This window comes from Stutzerimonas stutzeri (assembly GCF_038561965.1).
Lineage (GTDB): Bacteria > Pseudomonadota > Gammaproteobacteria > Pseudomonadales > Pseudomonadaceae > Stutzerimonas > Stutzerimonas stutzeri_AA.
Map to the genome: position 1 here is coordinate 1,712,023 of NZ_CP139348.1, position 15,581 is coordinate 1,727,603.

The window sequence follows — 15,581 nt, forward strand, 5'->3', positions numbered from 1 at the left end:
CGGTCAATCTCCTTGCAGGCTTTCCAGAGCCAGGCGCCGTTCCAGCGCCTGTTTCTGCAGGATATGCCGTGCAAGCAGCTGGCGCTGTGCATCAGTCAACGCTTCGAACTCGGTACCGATGTCGTAGCGCCCGTCGTCCATGGCAGCACAGTAGATGACACGAGCCGCGAGCAGCAGACCGAGCCCTTGCGGCAATAGAACCAGCTTGAGCGTAAGTGTTGCGCCTTCAGTCTGTGGCTGGTCGCAGGCGAAGCTGATGCCACCTTCGGAGAGCACCACCGGCTGCGGAGCGCCTTGATCCTTCAGTAAGTCCTGCGCCAAGGCCTGACCTAGCAATTCGATTCGTTTGTTCTGCACTTTCAGATAATTAGCCAGGGTGCGGTTGCTCTCGGCAATCTGGCGCAACAAATGCTGTGCTTCGAAATCGAGTTGGTGCAGTTCGCCGAGCAGGCTGAAAAGCGGCGGCAGGGGCTCGTCGACCTCCGTGTGGTCCGGGTTTGCCGGCATGATTTCCAGTGCCACACGATCCTCGATACGGTAGTATTCGCGGCGTTCTTCAGTGTCTTGTGTCGGCATGGCGGTACCCGGGTAGCAGTAATGGCCAGAGTGTATCAGGCCCCGTGGTTGCGTCAGCGGCATGTTGTTTTTCCCCGCCAGCGAACCCGTCGATTTTATGTTCAGACCGCTGTCCGTATACATCGGTGCGCGTTACACCCGCGCCAGACGTCGTAGTCTCTTCGTCTCCTTTATTTCTCTGACGTCCATGATCGGCCTGGCGCTCGGCGTGCTGGTAATGATCGTGGTGCTGTCGGTCATGAACGGCTTCGATCACGAGATGCGCACCCGTGTGCTCGGCATGGTGCCGCACGCGACCATCGAAAGCCCGACCCCAATCAACGACTGGCAAACACTGGGCGGGCGCCTTGAGGGCCACCCTCAGGTCATCGCCACTGCGCCGTTCATTCAAAGCCAGGGTTTGCTGACCCATCAGGGACAAGTCACCAAGATTCTGATCAATGCTGTGGATCCGCAGGCCGAACGGCAGGTCTCGATCATCGATCAGTTTTTCCGCGAAGGTTCGCTGGACGACCTGACCGCCGGTGATTTCGGCATCGTCATCGGCGACAAGGCCGCCGCCAAGCTCGGTGTTGGCGTGGGCGACAAGATCACCTTCGTCGCGCCCGAGGTTACGGTGACGCCGGCGGGAATGTTCCCGCGCATGAAGCGCTTCACCGTGACCGGCATCTTCCACGTCGGCGCAGGTGAAATCGACGGCTACGTTGCGCTCGCGAATATCGCCGACATGGCGCGTCTGCAGCGTTGGCAGCCTGACCAAGTGCAAGGACTGCGTCTGCGTTTCGACGACCTGTTCCAGGCACCGCGGATTGCCTGGGAGCTGGCCGGTAAGCTTGGCGACGACTTCTATTCCCGCGACTGGACGCGTACCCACGGCAACCTCTATCAGGCGATCCGCATGGAAAAAGCCATGATCGGGCTGCTGCTGCTGCTGATCGTCGCGGTCGCCGCGTTCAACATCATTTCGACATTGGTCATGGTAGTGACCGACAAGCGCGGTGATATCGCCATCCTCCGCACACTGGGTGCGACGCCACAGCAGATCATGGCGATCTTCATGGTGCAGGGCACGGTGATTGGCGTCGTCGGCACGCTGGTCGGCGCGCTGCTGGGCATGCTCGTGGCGCTCAATGTCAGTAGCTGGATTGCCGCGCTGGAGCGGCTGATCGGCCACAAGTTTCTCAGCGCTGATGTCTATTTCATCGACTACCTGCCATCACAGTTGATGGCTGCCGATGTCATCCAGGTCTGTGTCGCCGCGCTGGTCCTGAGTTTTCTCGCGACTCTTTATCCGGCCTGGCGTGCTGCACGCACCCAACCGGCCGAGGCGCTACGTTATGAGTGAACAGGTTATGAACGAGCTGTCTTCGCAAAAGCATGCGGTGCTGAGTTGCCGTAATCTCGGCAAACGCTACGAACAAGGTCCCGAGTCGGTGGAAGTGCTGTCCGGACTTCAGCTGGAGCTATTCCCGGGGCAGCGCGTGGCGATTGTGGGCAGCTCCGGCTCCGGCAAGAGCACGCTGCTGAATTTGCTAGGTGGCCTGGACACGCCCAGCGAGGGTAGCGTCTGGCTGGCCGGCGAAGAGCTTTCTGCACTCAACGAGAAGGATCGTGGACTGCTGCGTAACCGGGCGTTGGGCTTCGTCTATCAGTTCCACCACCTGCTGGCCGAATTCACTGCGTTGGAAAACGTCTGCATGCCGTTGTTGATCGGTCGCACACCGATCCCGGAAGCGCGTCAGAAGGCGGCCGCTTTGTTGACACGGGTCGGGCTCGGTCATCGCCTCGAGCACAAGCCTGCGGAATTGTCCGGCGGTGAGCGACAGCGCGTGGCCATTGCCCGGGCGCTGGTGAATGAGCCGGCGCTGGTATTGCTCGACGAGCCGACCGGCAACCTTGATCACCACACCGCGCAGGGCATTCAGGACTTGATGCTCGAGCTCAGTACCTCTCTGCAAACCGCCTTCCTGGTGGTTACCCATGATCGTCAGCTCGCCGCGCAGATGGACCAGATCCTGCGGCTGGAAGACGGGCACTTGGTGGCTGAATAATGTTCAGGCCACTGAGTGTCTTCATTGGCAGCCGCTATACGCGGGCCAAGCGACGCAACCATTTCATCTCGTTCATCTCCCTGACGTCGTTGATCGGTCTGGCACTGGGCGTGCTGGCGATGATCATGGTGCTGTCTGTGATGAACGGGTTCCAGCGTGAGATGAGTTCGCGAATCCTCGGCATGGTGCCGCACGCGACCGTTATCGGCGAGCAGCCGCTGGATGACTGGCAGGCCGTCGCGGCGCGCCTGTCTTCGCATAAGCAGATCGTCGGCATGGCTCCGGTTACCCAGCTCGAAGGCATGCTGTCGTTCAAGGGCAGCATGCAGCCCATTCAGATCAGCGGCATCGACCCGCAGGCAGAGTCGCAGGTATCCATCGTCGGTGAACGGCTGGTCGGTGGCAGCCTCGACCAGCTCCAGCCTGGTGAATTCGGCGTCATTATCGGCCTCATGACGGCGCGGCGTTTCGGACTGAAGCTGGGCGACAAGCTTACGCTGATCGTGCCAGAGGTCAGTTCGACACCGGGAGGCGTGACGCCTCGCATGCAGCGGCTGAACGTGGTTGGGGTGTTCAAGGTTGGTGCCGATCTGGACGGCAGTCTGGGGATGATCCACCGCGCCGACGCCGCACAGATCCATCGCTGGGCGCCGGAGCAGGTGCAGGGCGTGCGACTGAAGTTGAGCGACCTGTATCGCGCCCCGGAAGTGGCTGCGCAGGTTGCTGCCACGCTGGGTGAGGGTTATCGCGTGGAAGACTGGTCGTACACGCAGGGCAGCCTATTCAGCGCGATGAAAATGGAGAAGACCATGATTGGTTTGTTGCTGATGCTGATCGTCGCGGTGGCGGCCTTCAACATCATCGCGACGCTGATCATGGTGGTCGCCGACAAGCGCGCCGATATCGCGATCCTGCGCACGCTGGGTGCTACGCCGCGGCAGATCATGGCGATATTCATGGTGCAGGGCAGCATCATCGGCTTCAGCGGTACCGTTATCGGAGTGATCCTGGGGGTACTGGGGGCGCTGAATGTAAGCGAACTGGTGACTTGGCTGGAAAAGGTATCCGGGCAACATATCTTCAGTTCGGACGTGTATTTCATCAGCACCCTGCCATCGGAGTTGCGTCTGGAGGATGTCGTGCTGGTGTCGGTCACGGCATTGGGCCTGAGCTTTCTGGCCACGCTTTATCCAGCCTGGCGCGCCGCTCAGACTCAGCCGGCCGAGGCGCTGCGCTACGAATAATTGGCTCTAGCGGCGGGCGTCCTGCCGGCGCCGCCAGCTACGCCCAACCCACCAGCGCCAATAGGCCTGGGTAAAGGCGTAACCGAGCACCGCCAGTACCGTTCCCGTAACTAGGGAACCCAGGTACAACGGTTCCCAGTTGTGCTCCAGCATGTGCCGCACCCAAGCCAGGCTAAGTTCGGCGGGCATGCTGTTAGCTGGTGTGTCGAGCAGCCAGGTGCCAACCTTGTAGTTGCAATAGAACACGGGTGGCATGGTCAGTGGGTTGGTCAGCCAGACCAGACCCACTGCGATCGGCAAGTTAGCCCTGGACGGCAGTGCGCATAAGGCTGCGGCAAGCATCTGTAGCGGCATCGGTATCATTGCCCAGAACAAACCGATCGCCATGGCGCGCGCTACCGAGTGCCGATTGAGATGCCAGAGATTGGGATCGTGAATCAGCGCGCCGAGAAAACGCAGCGACTTGTTAGTCTTGATACGATCAGGGTGCGGCATGTAGCGTTTGAAAAAACGACGCGGCATGAAGGTTCTCTGGCAGTCAGCAGCCCGGCGATTATGCCTCGAATCGTGGTGCGGCGCTGACAGTAGTTTTGTGACATTACGTCTACGCCTGCGACAAATTGACTAGCCGCGAACAGCGGTCCCGGAATGGATTCCAGGAGTCTGAATCATGCGGACATTAATGCTGGCGCTCGCCGCGGGGCTTGTATTGCCGCGGTTCCTGCCGGTGCTGCCTGCGAGCTGGGCCTGCGCAGCGTTCGCCGCGGTTGGCGTGCTGATGCTCGTGCACAGGAGGTGGGCCGCGCTGGCCTTGTTTCTTCTTGGCTTGAGCTGGGCCTGTTACCAGAGCCAAAACGCCATGGACGACCGCCTGCCGGCCTCAATGGATGGCCGTACGTTCTGGATAGAAGGGACGGTGGTCGGCCTGCCTGGCACGATTGGCGATGTAGTGCGCTTCGAACTTGGCGATATCGAGTCGCGCCACGCCGGTTTGCCATCGAGGGTGCGCCTATCCTGGTATGGCGGGCCGCAGCTCCGGGCCGGCGAGCGCTGGCGGTTGGCGGCGCGACTGAAGCGTCCCCGCGGTCTGGTCAACCCACAATCGTTCGACTACGAAGCCTGGCTGCTGGCACGCGGTATTGGCGCGACCGGCACTGTCAAGGCCGGGGAGCGTGTGTCGACTTCGGCAGTTGCTGCGGCCGACGGCTGGCGCGACCGGCTGAGGGCGCGTCTGATGGACGTTTCGGCATTCGATCGGCAGGGCGCAATCGCGGCGCTGGTGGTAGGTGACGATTCCGGCTTGAGCCGCCGTGATTGGCAGGTACTACAGGACACGGGCACCGTGCACCTGATGGTCATTTCGGGCCAGCACATTGGCATGCTGGCGGGGTTGCTGTACGGGCTGGTCGCGCTGCTAGCTCGGTTGGGTGTCTGGCCGAGTCGGTGGTCGTGGCTACCTTGCGCGTGCGGACTGGCCTTTGCCGGTGCGCTTTCTTACGGCTGGCTCGCAGGGTTTGATGTTCCTGTCCGACGCGCCTGCCTCATGGTTGCGGTGGTCCTGCTCTGGCGCTTGCGTTTCCGTCATCTGGGCGTATGGCAGCCGCTGCTGCTTGCGCTCAATGGTGTTCTGCTGACCGATCCGCTGGTCACTTTGCAACCGGGGTTCTGGCTCTCCTTCGGTGCCGTTGCGGTGCTGGTTTTGGCTTTCTCCGGACGGCTAGGTCGGTGGGCTTGGTGGAAGACGCTGACGCGGGCGCAATGGGCCGCGACCCTGGGCCTGCTTCCACTATTGATGGCGCTGGGCCTGCCGGTCAGTGCCAGCGGTCCGTTGGCCAATTTGATCGCCGTTCCCTGGGTGAGTCTGACTGTGCCCGTGGCGCTTCTAGGTACGGTACTTTTAGCCCTAGGTGGAATCGGCGAAGCGCTGCTTTGGCTGGCCGGCGGCTCCCTCGCGCTGCTATTTGAGCTATTGAGCATCATCGCCGCCTGGCAACCTGCCTGGTTGGTTGTCGGTTTGCCTTACTGGGCACTGCTGATGGTCGGGTTGGCCGTTTTGCTGTTGCTGATGCCCGCGGGCATCCCGCTGCGCGCGCTGGGGCTGGTACTGCTGTTGCCCTTGGTGTTCCCGCCACGCACCGAAGTGCCGGAGGGACGAGCACAGGTGCAGGTGCTGGATGTGGGGCAGGGGTTGTCGGTGTTGGTGCGAACTCGCGAGCATGCTCTGCTCTATGACGCGGGGCCACGGCAGGGCGATTTCGATACGGGCGAGCGGGTCGTCTTTCCTTCTTTGCGAAGCCTGGGTGTAAGTCAGCTGGATATGCTGCTGCTTAGCCATGCCGACAATGATCATTCCGGTGGCGCCCAGGCGATCCAGCGCTTGATGCCGGTAGCGAAGATAATCAGCGGAGAGCCGCAACGGCACGCAGCTGAACTGGGTGCGCTGCCCTGCGACAGTGGATCGGAGTGGCAGTGGGACCATGTGCGCTTCAGCCTCTGGCAATGGCAGGCGGCACGCGAAAGCAATCAGATGTCATGCGTTCTGTTGGTCGAGGCTAACGGTGAGCGCGTGCTGCTCACGGGCGACATCGATGAGGTAGCGGAGCGGGCATTGCTAGGCAGCGGACGGGATGTGCAGGCGCAGTGGCTGCTGCTGCCGCATCATGGCAGTCGCAGCTCTTCGTCGGAGCCGTTCCTGCGGGCAGTAGCGCCGGACGCGGCGCTTGTCTCGCGCAGTCTCCACAATGCCTTCGGGCATCCTCACCCAAGTGTGAGCGCTCGGCTCGCGGCTCTTGGCATCGATGCTTATGACACCGCTTTGCATGGTGCCATTCGGATTGATCTCGGCGACTTCTCGGCCGCCGAGGTGGAGCGCGCGAAACGTCGATTCTGGCGGGAAAAATGAGAACGGCGGCCGTCGGCGACCCTGCGGCCCTATGCTAGAGTGGCGCCACTTTTTCGAGGGGGATTCATCTCGTGTGGGAGCTGGTCAAAGCAGGCGGCTGGATAATGCTGCCAATCATCCTGTGTTCCATCGCGGCCGCCGGTATCGTCGCCGAGCGACTGTGGACGCTGCGTCCGAGTCGCGTTACACCACCGCATCTGCTTGGCCAGGTATGGAAGTGGATCAAGGACAAGAAACTCAGCAATCAGAAACTCAAGGAGCTGCGTGCGGACTCCCCGCTGGGTGAGATCCTGGCAGCCGGCCTCAGCAACTCCAAACGTGGTCGCGAGATTATGAAGGAATGCATCGAGGAAGCCGCCGCTCGCGTCGTCCACGATCTGGAACGCTACCTCAACGCCCTGGGCACCATTGCCGGTATCGCTCCCTTGCTCGGTCTGCTGGGAACCGTACTGGGCATGATCGAGATTTTCAGCGCGTTTATGGGCTCCGGCATGGCCAACGCGCCGCTGCTCGCCGGTGGCATCGCCAAGGCGCTGATCACGACCGCTGCGGGGCTGATGGTTGGTATTCCCGCGCTGTTCTTCCACCGTTTCCTGCAGCGTCGCGTTGACGAGCTGGTCGTGGGGATGGAACAGGAGGCGATCAAGCTGGTGGAAGTGGTGCAGGGCGACCGTGACGTCGATCTCGGTGAGGACAAGGCGTGAAATTCCGTCGCAAACCTCGCGAGAACGTGGAGATTGGGCTGGCGCCGCTGATCGACGTGGTGTTCATTCTGCTGTTGTTTTTCGTGGTCACCACCACCTTCACTCGTGAAACACAGCTCAAGGTTGACCTCCCGGAAGCGGCGAGTGGTACGCCACCGCAGGATGCCGCGGATCGCCAGCTGGAAGTGCTGATTGATGTGGCTGGCAATTATTCCCTCAACGGCAAAGCCTTGTTGAAGAATGATCTCAACTCGTTGATGGCGGCCTTGAGCAAAGAATCTGGCGGCGACAACCGGATGCCGATGATCATCAGCGCCGATGGCAAGACGCCGCACCAGGCGGTCATCACCGCCATGGATGCCGCCGGCAAGCTGGGTTTCGGCCAGCTGCGCATTACCACGGTCGAGGCACAGGCGTCGCCCTAATGTCATTCGTCGACCGCCTGCAACGCGCCTGGTACGAAGGGCATCCGGCGCTGCGCTTGCTGGCTCCGCTGGAGCTGCTTTATCGCCGCGTGGTCGAGGCCAGGCGGCGGCGTTTCCTCAAAGGCGAAAGCACTGCCTATCGCGCTCCGGTGCCGGTCATTGTGGTGGGCAACATCACCGTGGGCGGAACCGGCAAGACGCCATTGATTCTCTGGCTTATCGAGCACTGTCGAATCCGTGGTCTTCGCGTCGGTGTCGTCAGTCGGGGCTACGGTGCGACTCCCCCATCGTTGCCCTGGCGGGTTCGCTTGGAAGATTCCGCCCAACAGGCGGGCGACGAGCCTCTGTTGATCGTTCAGCGTACCGGTGTCCCGCTGATGATCGATCCTGATCGATCGCGCGCCGCTCGCCAGTTGCTGGAGACTGAGTCGCTCGATCTGATCCTCTCCGATGATGGCCTGCAACACTACCGTCTGGCGCGTGACCTCGAACTCGTGCTGATCGATGCTGCGCGTGGGCTGGGCAACCGCCGCTGCCTGCCGGCCGGCCCACTACGGGAGCCAGCGGAACGACTGGATACGGTGGATGCGGTTCTGTTCAACGGTGCCGAGGCGGATTCAGCGAACGGCTATGCGTTCAGCCTTCAGCCAGCCGCGCTGGTCGAATTGTGCTCCGGCGCACACTGGCCCCTCGATCATTTTCCTGTCGGGCAACAGCTGCATGCGGTGGCTGGCATCGGCAACCCGCAGCGTTTCTTCACCACGCTCGAAACGCTACACTGGCGGCCGATTCCGCATGCCTTCGCCGATCATGCAGCCTACAGTTCGGAGCAGTTGAAATTCAGCCCCGACTTGCCGCTGGTGATGACTGAAAAGGACGCGGTGAAATGCCGGGCTTTCGCCCCGCCAGGCTGGTCGTATTTGCAGGTGCAGGCTGTGCCGTCAGCTGCTTTTGTCACCTGGTTCGACGGCCAGTTGGCGCGATTGCTGCCCAATCACTCTTAAGCCGCTCGCACTGCCATCGCAGTCGAACGCTTCCAAGGACTGCGCATGGATACCAAATTGCTCGACATACTGGCCTGCCCGCTTTGCAAGGGGCCGCTGAAGCTGACCGATGACAAGTCGGAACTGATCTGCAAGGCCGACGCCCTGGCGTTTCCTGTGCGCGACGGCATCCCGGTGATGCTCGAGAGCGAGGCCCGCGCCCTGGAAGTGGATGAGCGCCTGGACAAATGAGTACCGCTTACACCGTCGTAATTCCCGCCCGCTATGCATCGACCCGTCTTCCCGGCAAGCCGCTGCAGGATATTGCCGGCAAGCCAATGATCCAGCATGTCTGGGAGCAAGCCAGTAAGAGTGGCGCGCAGCGCGTCGTGGTCGCTACCGATGATGTGCGTATCGTCGAAGCCTGTGCGGCTTTTGGTGCCCAAGTTGTACTGACCCGTGCCGATCACAACTCCGGTACCGATCGGCTCGCCGAGGTGGCCGAGCAGCTCGGGCTGCCAAGCGACGCCATCGTGGTTAACGTACAGGGCGACGAGCCGCTGATTCCTCCGGCTGTGATCGATCAGGTTGCCGCGAATCTGGCTGCACATCCCGAAGCCGCCATCGCGACGCTCGCCGAGCCGCTGAAGGATGTGCAGACACTGTTCAATCCCAACGTGGTAAAGGTCCTCTCGGATATCAATGGTCTGGCACTGACGTTCAGCCGGGCACCACTGCCCTGGGCGCGCGATTCGTTTGCGGCTGATCGCAGCCAGTTGCCGGTCGGAGTGCCTTACCGTCGACATATCGGGATCTACGCGTATCGAGCCGGATTCCTCGCTAATTTCGTTTCCTGGGGCCCTTGCTGGCTTGAGGATGCGGAGTGCCTGGAGCAGCTGCGTGCGCTTTGGCACGGCCAGCGTATTCACGTCGCCGACGCGGCGGAGGCGCCGCCTGCCGGTGTCGATACGGAGGAAGACCTGGAGCGGGTTCGCCGTCTACTGGGTGGTTGAGATGAAAGTTCTGTTCGTTTGCATGGGCAACATCTGCCGCTCACCTACCGCTGAGGGGGTGTTTCGTCAGCGCGTCGAGGAGGCCGGACTCAGCGAACGGATCGAGATCGATTCTGCCGGGACCGGTGACTGGCATGTTGGCAAAGCGCCGGACTTGCGTGCTTGCGAGGCGGCTAGCAAGCGTGGCTATCAGCTCACAGCGCTGCGTGCACGTCAGGTACAACCCAAGGATTTCGAGCGCTTCGATCTTATCCTGGCGATGGATCACGACAACCTTGCCCGGTTGCAGGCCCAGCGCCCAGCTGGGGGCCAGGCAGAGCTCGATCTGCTATTGCGTCGCTATGATCTGGGCTCGGACGTGGTGCCTGATCCGTACTATGGCGGCGCTGATGGTTTCGAGGAAGTCCTGGACCTCATTGAGAAAGCCAGTGACGCGCTGCTCGTCGAAATAAAGGGTCGATTGTGAGCCTGACCATCGAATTCAATCGCTCATTGAAGCCTTTCAACACATTTGCCGTCGATCAGCGCGCGCAGTATTTCGCGGCAGCACATGGCGATGCTGATGTGCGCGATGCGCTCGCCCGTGCAAAGGCGCTCGATGTGCCGCTGCTGGTAATTGGTGGCGGCAGCAATCTCCTGCTGACCCGTGATGTGCCGTCACTGGTTCTGCATATGGCCAGTCGTGGAAAGCGCATCGTTGAGGAAAGCGCCGAGCAGGTTCTGGTTGAGGCAGAGGCGGGGGAGCCGTGGCATCCGTTCGTGCTCTGGGCATTAGAGCAGGGCTTGGCTGGGCTGGAGAATCTCAGCCTGATACCGGGTACCGTTGGCGCTTCGCCAATTCAGAATATTGGCGCCTATGGTGTCGAAATCAAGGATGTTTTCTCTAGCCTAACAGCGCTGGATTGTCAGACGGGGTCGCTTCGCGAGTTTTCTCTCGAAGATTGTGCCTTCGGTTATCGCGACAGCCTGTTCAAGCAGCAGCCGGGTCGTTACCTGATCTTGCGTGTGCGCTTCGCGTTACGTCGTCAGGCGTCGCTGCATCTTGAATATGGGCCAATTCGCCAGCGCTTGGCGGAGCAGGGCATCGTCGCGCCGACGGCGAAAGATGTGAGTCGAGCGGTTTGTGCCATTCGCAGTGAAAAACTGCCAGACCCGCAGCAGCTCGGCAACGCCGGCAGCTTCTTCAAGAATCCCTTGGTCACGGCTGCCGTTGCTCAGGCGCTTCGCGATAATCATCCTGACCTTGTGGCCTATCCGCAGGGCTACGGTCAGGTGAAGCTGGCAGCGGGCTGGCTGATTGAAAAAGCTGGCTGGAAAGGGTTTCGTGAGGGCGACGCTGGCGTGCATCGACTGCAGGCGCTGGTGTTGGTGAACTATGGTCAGGCCAGTGGCGAGCAATTGCTGCAATTGGCACGGCGAATCCAGGCCGACGTGCTCGATCGATTTAATGTTGCGCTGGAAATCGAGCCGAACGTGATCTGAACGGCGTTCCCAAGCATCTTTGCCGGATGCTCTGTTTGTAGCGCGCTCAGCTTACTGCCTGATCGGAAGGCCATCCCCGTAGGAGCACTTCCTGCGTCTCTAACCGGTACGGCCATAGCTAGTCTCGGTCGCCACCACCCTGCGCATCGGCAGTCGGGGTGCTGCCAGGCTTCGGTGAGGCTCCCCTCTGTGTTCCTCATGATTTGCTCTGGCGGCACAGCTCTCGCGCGCACGGTTGTTTCAGTGCTGCCCAATTCCCTTCGGTCCCGCTGCCACAGGCAATGAGCTCACGCAGTTGCGTTAGATCCGTATCGTCAGCGTGGGGGCGTGTGAGTTGTCGCGGCTCGTCTGCAGTCGGTCCGGCTATGACTTACATCGAGTCTGGCAAGTACGGCGCGCAATCTGAATCGTTCCGGCGGAGAGACCGATTAGCCTGCCTGCGGCAACGCTTCTTTCGCTCATGAGTAAGCCTCTGCTGATGAACAGGGCAGGGCGTAAACGGCGCGTCGACCAGCTGCGGGTTAGCCCTGACACTAAATACACGACGGCCCTATATCGTCGAAGCGCCAGGTCAAATCATCGTTGCCCAGGTTCTTTTTCGTCGCGCCATCCTGGCGGAGCAGGCGGCGAATCGGCTGCTTGAGTGAGCCGTGCACCTTCTGTAAAGCATCGTTCGATAACCAGGTGAGGGCGCACTCAGTCAGGACGGGACAGTCATCGTGTAGGCCCGCTGGCTACGCCTTCTTGCTGCGTCCATCGCATCCTCCTCAAAAACGGATCAGGTAAACCCTATTCAGGAGGGAACAGGCAGACAAAAAAAGGGATGCCGAAGCATCCCTTTTTTCGCGCCAGTGGTGATTAGCCTTGCGGCTTCTCACGGTTATCTGGCTCGTCGCCTACAACAGCGTTTTCCGATTCTTCGGGGGCAGGTTGAGGCGCCTCCTCGGTTACCGGTGCATCTGGCTTCGGCTCGACCACTTCCGTTGCTGGCTCTTGCGCCTGCTGAGCGGGTTCGGCAGTCGAACTGACCGATTGCTCTTCGGTTGCGGGTTCTACCGCAGCACGCACGGGCTCTTCCACTTGCTCCGGCTGGGCAGCGGTAACTTCCGGCTGCGCCACGGCTTGCGCCTGCGTTTCTACGACCGGTTCACTGGCAACGATCTCTGGACTGGCCAGCGGCTGCTCGGCTGCGGCCTTGGCTTCGGCTTCTGCCGCTTCCTTGGCCAGACGCTCGGCTTCGCGCTGACGGCGACGGACTTCGCGAGGATCGTTAGGGGCCCGACCGTTAGGTGTCAGTGCAGGCGCGGCAGCCGGTGCCGTTTCGGCTTTCTCGGCAACCGGCTCGGGCGCTGGTTGCGGAGTCACATCGGCCTGGACAACCTGCGGTGCCTCGCTGGGTGCAAGTTCGGTCGGTTGTGCCGGGGTCTCGATTGCTGCCTCGACCACTGCAGGCTCTTCGACAACCGTACGCTCGTCAGCATCCTGCGCAGCCGGGGGCTGTTCGACGATGGTTGCAACGCCTTCGCTGCTGGTCTGGATCACCGCATCATCAGCGAGCTTCGCCTGCGGAGCTGCTTCGGTGTCGGCGGTATTTGCGGCCAGGGCGGCTGCGGTTGCTGCAACAGCGATCTCCTCTGTCTTAACCGGGGCGTTGCTCTCGTCGACTTCATCGATCTCGTTGCCATTGGCATCGCGTTGGCGCTCGCGGCGGTTGCTGCGACGGCGCTGGCCGCGAGAGCGACGGCGTGGACGCTCGCCATCGTTGCCTTCGGTACCCTCGTTGGCGTCCTGAGCATCTTCGGCGTCGTCCGCGTCTTCAGCTTGTTGCAGCAGCTCGTCGGCGGCTACTACGGCTTGCTGTTCGGCACGCGGCTTGCGCTCTTCGCGCGGTGCGCGGGGCTGCCGCTCAACCTGCTCTTCTTCTGCAACTACCGGAGCTTCGTCGATCGGCGCGCGCAGTTCACGTTTGCGCTCCTCGCGCGGCTTGCGCTCCTCACGTGGAGCTCGCTCGCGGCGTGGCTGGGCTTCGGTGACTTCGGCCTGCTCGCGTGGCTTGCGCTCCTCGCGTGGCGGACGCGGCTGACGCTCTTCGCGTGGCTGGCGGTCCTCTCGTGGCTGACGCTCTTCGCGCGGTTGGCGCTCCTCGCGAGGCTGACGTTCTTCACGCGGCTTGCGCTCTTCGTCACGGCCACCGCGCGAATCGCGGCGGCGGTTCTGCTGACGGCCACTGCGGCGCTCGTCGTTGCGCTGTGGCCGCTCAGATGCGGGTTTTTTCTCTACTTCGGCAGTGGCTTGCGGCTCTTTCGTATCACCTGCGAACAGACCGACCAGGGATTTGATCAAGCCTTTGAACAGGCTCGGCTCCGGTGCCGGCGCGGCGGCAACTGGCGCCTCAACTGGCGCTGCCGCTGTAGCAGCCGGTACGGCACGCTGCGGCGCCGTCTTGACTGCCGCTTCCTGACGAACCAGGGTGCGCGTGGAGCTGACCGGCTGAGCTTCTTCAGCTTCGGTCGGACTCATCTCGTAGCTCGCTTGGCCGGCCAGAATCTCAGGGCTGTCGTCGCGTAGGCGCTGAACTTCGAAATGCGGCGTTTCCAGATGGTCGTCCGGCAGGATGAAGATACGGGCGCGGGTACGCAGTTCGATCTTGGTGATCGCGTTACGTTTCTCGTTCAGCAGGAATGCGGCGACCTGGAACGGCACACGAGCGCGAACCTCGGCCGTGCGATCCTTCAGGGCTTCTTCTTCGATCAGGCGCAGAATTGCCAGCGACAGGGACTCCACGTCGCGGATGATGCCCTGGCCATTACAGCGTGGGCAGACGATGCCGCTCGTCTCGCCGAGGGATGGGCGCAGACGCTGACGGGACATTTCCAGCAGGCCGAAGCGCGAGATGCGACCAACCTGAATGCGTGCGCGGTCAGCTTCCAGCGCTTCGCGCATTTTTTCTTCGACGGCACGTTGGTTCTTCGCCGGCGTCATGTCGATGAAATCGATGACGATCAGGCCGCCGATGTCGCGCAGGCGCAGTTGGCGCGCGATTTCTTCCGCGGCTTCCAGGTTGGTCTGCAGTGCGGTTTCTTCGATGTCGCCGCCTTTAGTGGCGCGAGCCGAGTTGATGTCGATGGAGACCAGTGCTTCGGTCGGATCGATGACGATCGAGCCGCCGGAAGGGAGCTTCACTTCGCGCTGGAAGGCCGTCTCGATCTGACTCTCGATCTGGAAACGATTGAACAGCGGTACGGAATCTTCATACAGCTTGATCTTGCTGGCGTACTGCGGCATGACCTGCTGAATGAAGCTCAGTGCTTCGTCTTGGGCCTCGACGCTATCGATCAGTACTTCGCCGATGTCCTGACGCAGATAGTCGCGGATGGCGCGAATGATGACATTGGATTCCTGATAGATCAGGAACGGTGCGGCGCGATCCTTGGATGCATCCTTTACTGCGGTCCAGAGCTGCAACAGGTAGTCGAGGTCGCACTGCAGTTCTTCGCTGGAGCGCCCCAGGCCGGCGGTACGGACGATCAGGCCCATGTCGGCGGGAATATCGAGCCCGTTCAGGGCTTCGCGCAGCTCGTTGCGCTCTTCACCTTCGATGCGGCGGGAGATGCCACCGGCACGCGGGTTGTTGGGCATCAATACCAGATAACGGCCAGCGAGGCTGATGAAGGTGGTCAGTGCGGCTCCCTTGTTGCCGCGCTCTTCTTTTTCGACCTGAACGATGACTTCCTGGCCTTCGCGCAGGACGTCTTTGATGTTCACGCGGCCTTCAGGCGACTTGCTGAAGTACTCGCGAGAGATTTCCTTGAGGGGGAGGAAGCCGTGGCGCTCGGCGCCGAAGTCGACGAAGGCGGCTTCGAGGCTAGGCTCTACGCGGGTGATCTTACCTTTGTAGATGTTGGCTTTCTTCTGTTCGCGGGCACCCGATTCGATGTCCAGATCGAACAGACGTTGGCCGTCGACCAGTGCGACACGCAACTCTTCAGGCTGAGTTGCGTTAATTAGCATTCTTTTCATGTAGTACCGTCGGTTTCCGTGGCATCCGGAAACGGCGTTCGGCACACACGACTCTCGCGGTCGGTGTCAGGTGAGTCAGGAATGGTTGTAAGGCACTCCAGTGTCCAGCGATGTGCGGCCAGATGGGGCCGGCGTCGCGACGACGTCTCCTGCTTACTGTCGGAACAGAAGCAATGGTTCG

The 15,581-nt window shown here is 61.4% G+C and carries 14 protein-coding genes; 11 read left to right on the top strand and 3 right to left on the bottom strand.

What is annotated here, in order from left to right; translation table 11 throughout:
* Positions 1-3 precede the first annotated feature (3 nt).
* The gene (locus SM130_RS07850) at positions 4-639 is read right to left on the bottom strand and encodes a PilZ domain-containing protein (protein ID WP_102823547.1); all 636 of its coding nucleotides are present in this window, start codon (positions 637-639) and stop codon (positions 4-6) included.
* 34 nt (positions 640-673) lie between these two features.
* Here SM130_RS07850 and SM130_RS07855 point away from each other — a divergent pair, with 34 nt between their 5' ends.
* The 3 genes from SM130_RS07855 to SM130_RS07865 are packed head-to-tail and all read left to right on the top strand — an operon-like array spanning position 674 to position 3,871.
* The gene (locus tag SM130_RS07855) at positions 674-1,921 is read left to right on the top strand and encodes a lipoprotein-releasing ABC transporter permease subunit (RefSeq protein ID WP_102823889.1); all 1,248 of its coding nucleotides are present in this window, start codon (positions 674-676) and stop codon (positions 1,919-1,921) included.
* A gap of 7 nt (positions 1,922-1,928) precedes the next feature.
* Complete coding sequence (lolD, locus tag SM130_RS07860) at positions 1,929-2,627, top strand: lipoprotein-releasing ABC transporter ATP-binding protein LolD (protein ID WP_102823890.1); 699 nt, start codon at positions 1,929-1,931, stop codon at positions 2,625-2,627.
* Positions 2,627-3,871 (top strand): lipoprotein-releasing ABC transporter permease subunit, encoded by a 1,245-nt coding sequence (locus tag SM130_RS07865; protein WP_102823548.1) that lies wholly within the window; start codon positions 2,627-2,629, stop codon positions 3,869-3,871. Before lolD ends, SM130_RS07865 begins: the two co-directional genes overlap by 1 nt.
* Before the next feature lie 6 nt (positions 3,872-3,877).
* On the opposite strand, the gene SM130_RS07870 is transcribed toward SM130_RS07865, so the two are convergent.
* Positions 3,878-4,393, bottom strand: a complete 516-nt coding sequence (locus SM130_RS07870; RefSeq protein ID WP_102823549.1) for a DUF2062 domain-containing protein — start codon at positions 4,391-4,393, stop codon at positions 3,878-3,880.
* 148 nt (positions 4,394-4,541) lie between these two features.
* Between SM130_RS07870 and SM130_RS07875 the strand changes: the two genes are divergently transcribed.
* The 8 genes from SM130_RS07875 to murB all read left to right on the top strand — a co-directional run bounded on the left by SM130_RS07875 (position 4,542) and on the right by murB (position 11,380).
* The gene (locus SM130_RS07875; RefSeq protein ID WP_102823550.1) at positions 4,542-6,773 is read left to right on the top strand and encodes a DNA internalization-related competence protein ComEC/Rec2; all 2,232 of its coding nucleotides are present in this window, start codon (positions 4,542-4,544) and stop codon (positions 6,771-6,773) included.
* 71 nt (positions 6,774-6,844) lie between these two features.
* Positions 6,845-7,477, top strand: a complete 633-nt coding sequence (locus SM130_RS07880) for a MotA/TolQ/ExbB proton channel family protein (protein WP_003299642.1) — start codon at positions 6,845-6,847, stop codon at positions 7,475-7,477.
* On the top strand, positions 7,474-7,902 hold the full coding sequence (locus SM130_RS07885) for an ExbD/TolR family protein (protein ID WP_102823551.1): 429 nt from the start codon (positions 7,474-7,476) through the stop codon (positions 7,900-7,902). The genes SM130_RS07880 and SM130_RS07885 overlap by 4 nt, the downstream gene beginning before the upstream one ends.
* Positions 7,902-8,906: a tetraacyldisaccharide 4'-kinase gene (lpxK, locus tag SM130_RS07890; RefSeq protein ID WP_102823552.1), complete on the top strand. Its 1,005-nt coding sequence runs from the start codon at positions 7,902-7,904 to the stop codon at positions 8,904-8,906. Before SM130_RS07885 ends, lpxK begins: the two co-directional genes overlap by 1 nt.
* 45 nt (positions 8,907-8,951) lie before the next feature.
* A complete protein-coding gene (locus tag SM130_RS07895; protein ID WP_102823553.1) occupies positions 8,952-9,137 on the top strand; it encodes a Trm112 family protein in 186 nt (61 codons plus the stop codon).
* Positions 9,134-9,898, top strand: coding sequence for a 3-deoxy-manno-octulosonate cytidylyltransferase (gene kdsB / locus SM130_RS07900; RefSeq protein ID WP_102823554.1), 765 nt, complete (start codon positions 9,134-9,136; stop codon positions 9,896-9,898). The genes SM130_RS07895 and kdsB overlap by 4 nt, the downstream gene beginning before the upstream one ends.
* Before the next feature lies 1 nt (position 9,899).
* A complete protein-coding gene (locus tag SM130_RS07905; protein WP_102823555.1) occupies positions 9,900-10,364 on the top strand; it encodes a low molecular weight protein-tyrosine-phosphatase in 465 nt (154 codons plus the stop codon).
* Entirely contained in the window at positions 10,361-11,380 is a 1,020-nt protein-coding gene (murB, locus tag SM130_RS07910) for a UDP-N-acetylmuramate dehydrogenase (RefSeq protein ID WP_102823556.1), read from the top strand. The genes SM130_RS07905 and murB overlap by 4 nt, the downstream gene beginning before the upstream one ends.
* 858 nt (positions 11,381-12,238) lie before the next feature.
* Here the strand turns inward: murB and rne are convergent.
* Positions 12,239-15,400, bottom strand: a complete 3,162-nt coding sequence (gene rne, locus SM130_RS07915) for a ribonuclease E (RefSeq protein ID WP_219725290.1) — start codon at positions 15,398-15,400, stop codon at positions 12,239-12,241.
* Positions 15,401-15,581 lie beyond the last annotated feature (181 nt).

Excerpts from the sequence above, each read along its gene's own strand:
- SM130_RS07850 (WP_102823547.1), bottom strand. The coding sequence starts at position 639 with ATGCCGCTGACGCAACCACGGGGCCTGATACACTCTGGCCATTACTGC.
- SM130_RS07855 (WP_102823889.1), top strand. The coding sequence starts at position 674 with ATGTTCAGACCGCTGTCCGTATACATCGGTGCGCGTTACACCCGCGCC.
- lolD (WP_102823890.1), top strand. The coding sequence starts at position 1,929 with ATGAACGAGCTGTCTTCGCAAAAGCATGCGGTGCTGAGTTGCCGTAAT.
- SM130_RS07865 (WP_102823548.1), top strand. The coding sequence starts at position 2,627 with ATGTTCAGGCCACTGAGTGTCTTCATTGGCAGCCGCTATACGCGGGCC.
- SM130_RS07870 (WP_102823549.1), bottom strand. The coding sequence starts at position 4,393 with ATGCCGCGTCGTTTTTTCAAACGCTACATGCCGCACCCTGATCGTATC.
- SM130_RS07875 (WP_102823550.1), top strand. The coding sequence starts at position 4,542 with ATGCGGACATTAATGCTGGCGCTCGCCGCGGGGCTTGTATTGCCGCGG.
- lpxK (WP_102823552.1), top strand. The coding sequence starts at position 7,902 with ATGTCATTCGTCGACCGCCTGCAACGCGCCTGGTACGAAGGGCATCCG.
- SM130_RS07895 (WP_102823553.1), top strand. The coding sequence starts at position 8,952 with ATGGATACCAAATTGCTCGACATACTGGCCTGCCCGCTTTGCAAGGGG.
- kdsB (WP_102823554.1), top strand. The coding sequence starts at position 9,134 with ATGAGTACCGCTTACACCGTCGTAATTCCCGCCCGCTATGCATCGACC.
- SM130_RS07905 (WP_102823555.1), top strand. The coding sequence starts at position 9,900 with ATGAAAGTTCTGTTCGTTTGCATGGGCAACATCTGCCGCTCACCTACC.
- rne (WP_219725290.1), bottom strand. The coding sequence starts at position 15,400 with ATGAAAAGAATGCTAATTAACGCAACTCAGCCTGAAGAGTTGCGTGTC.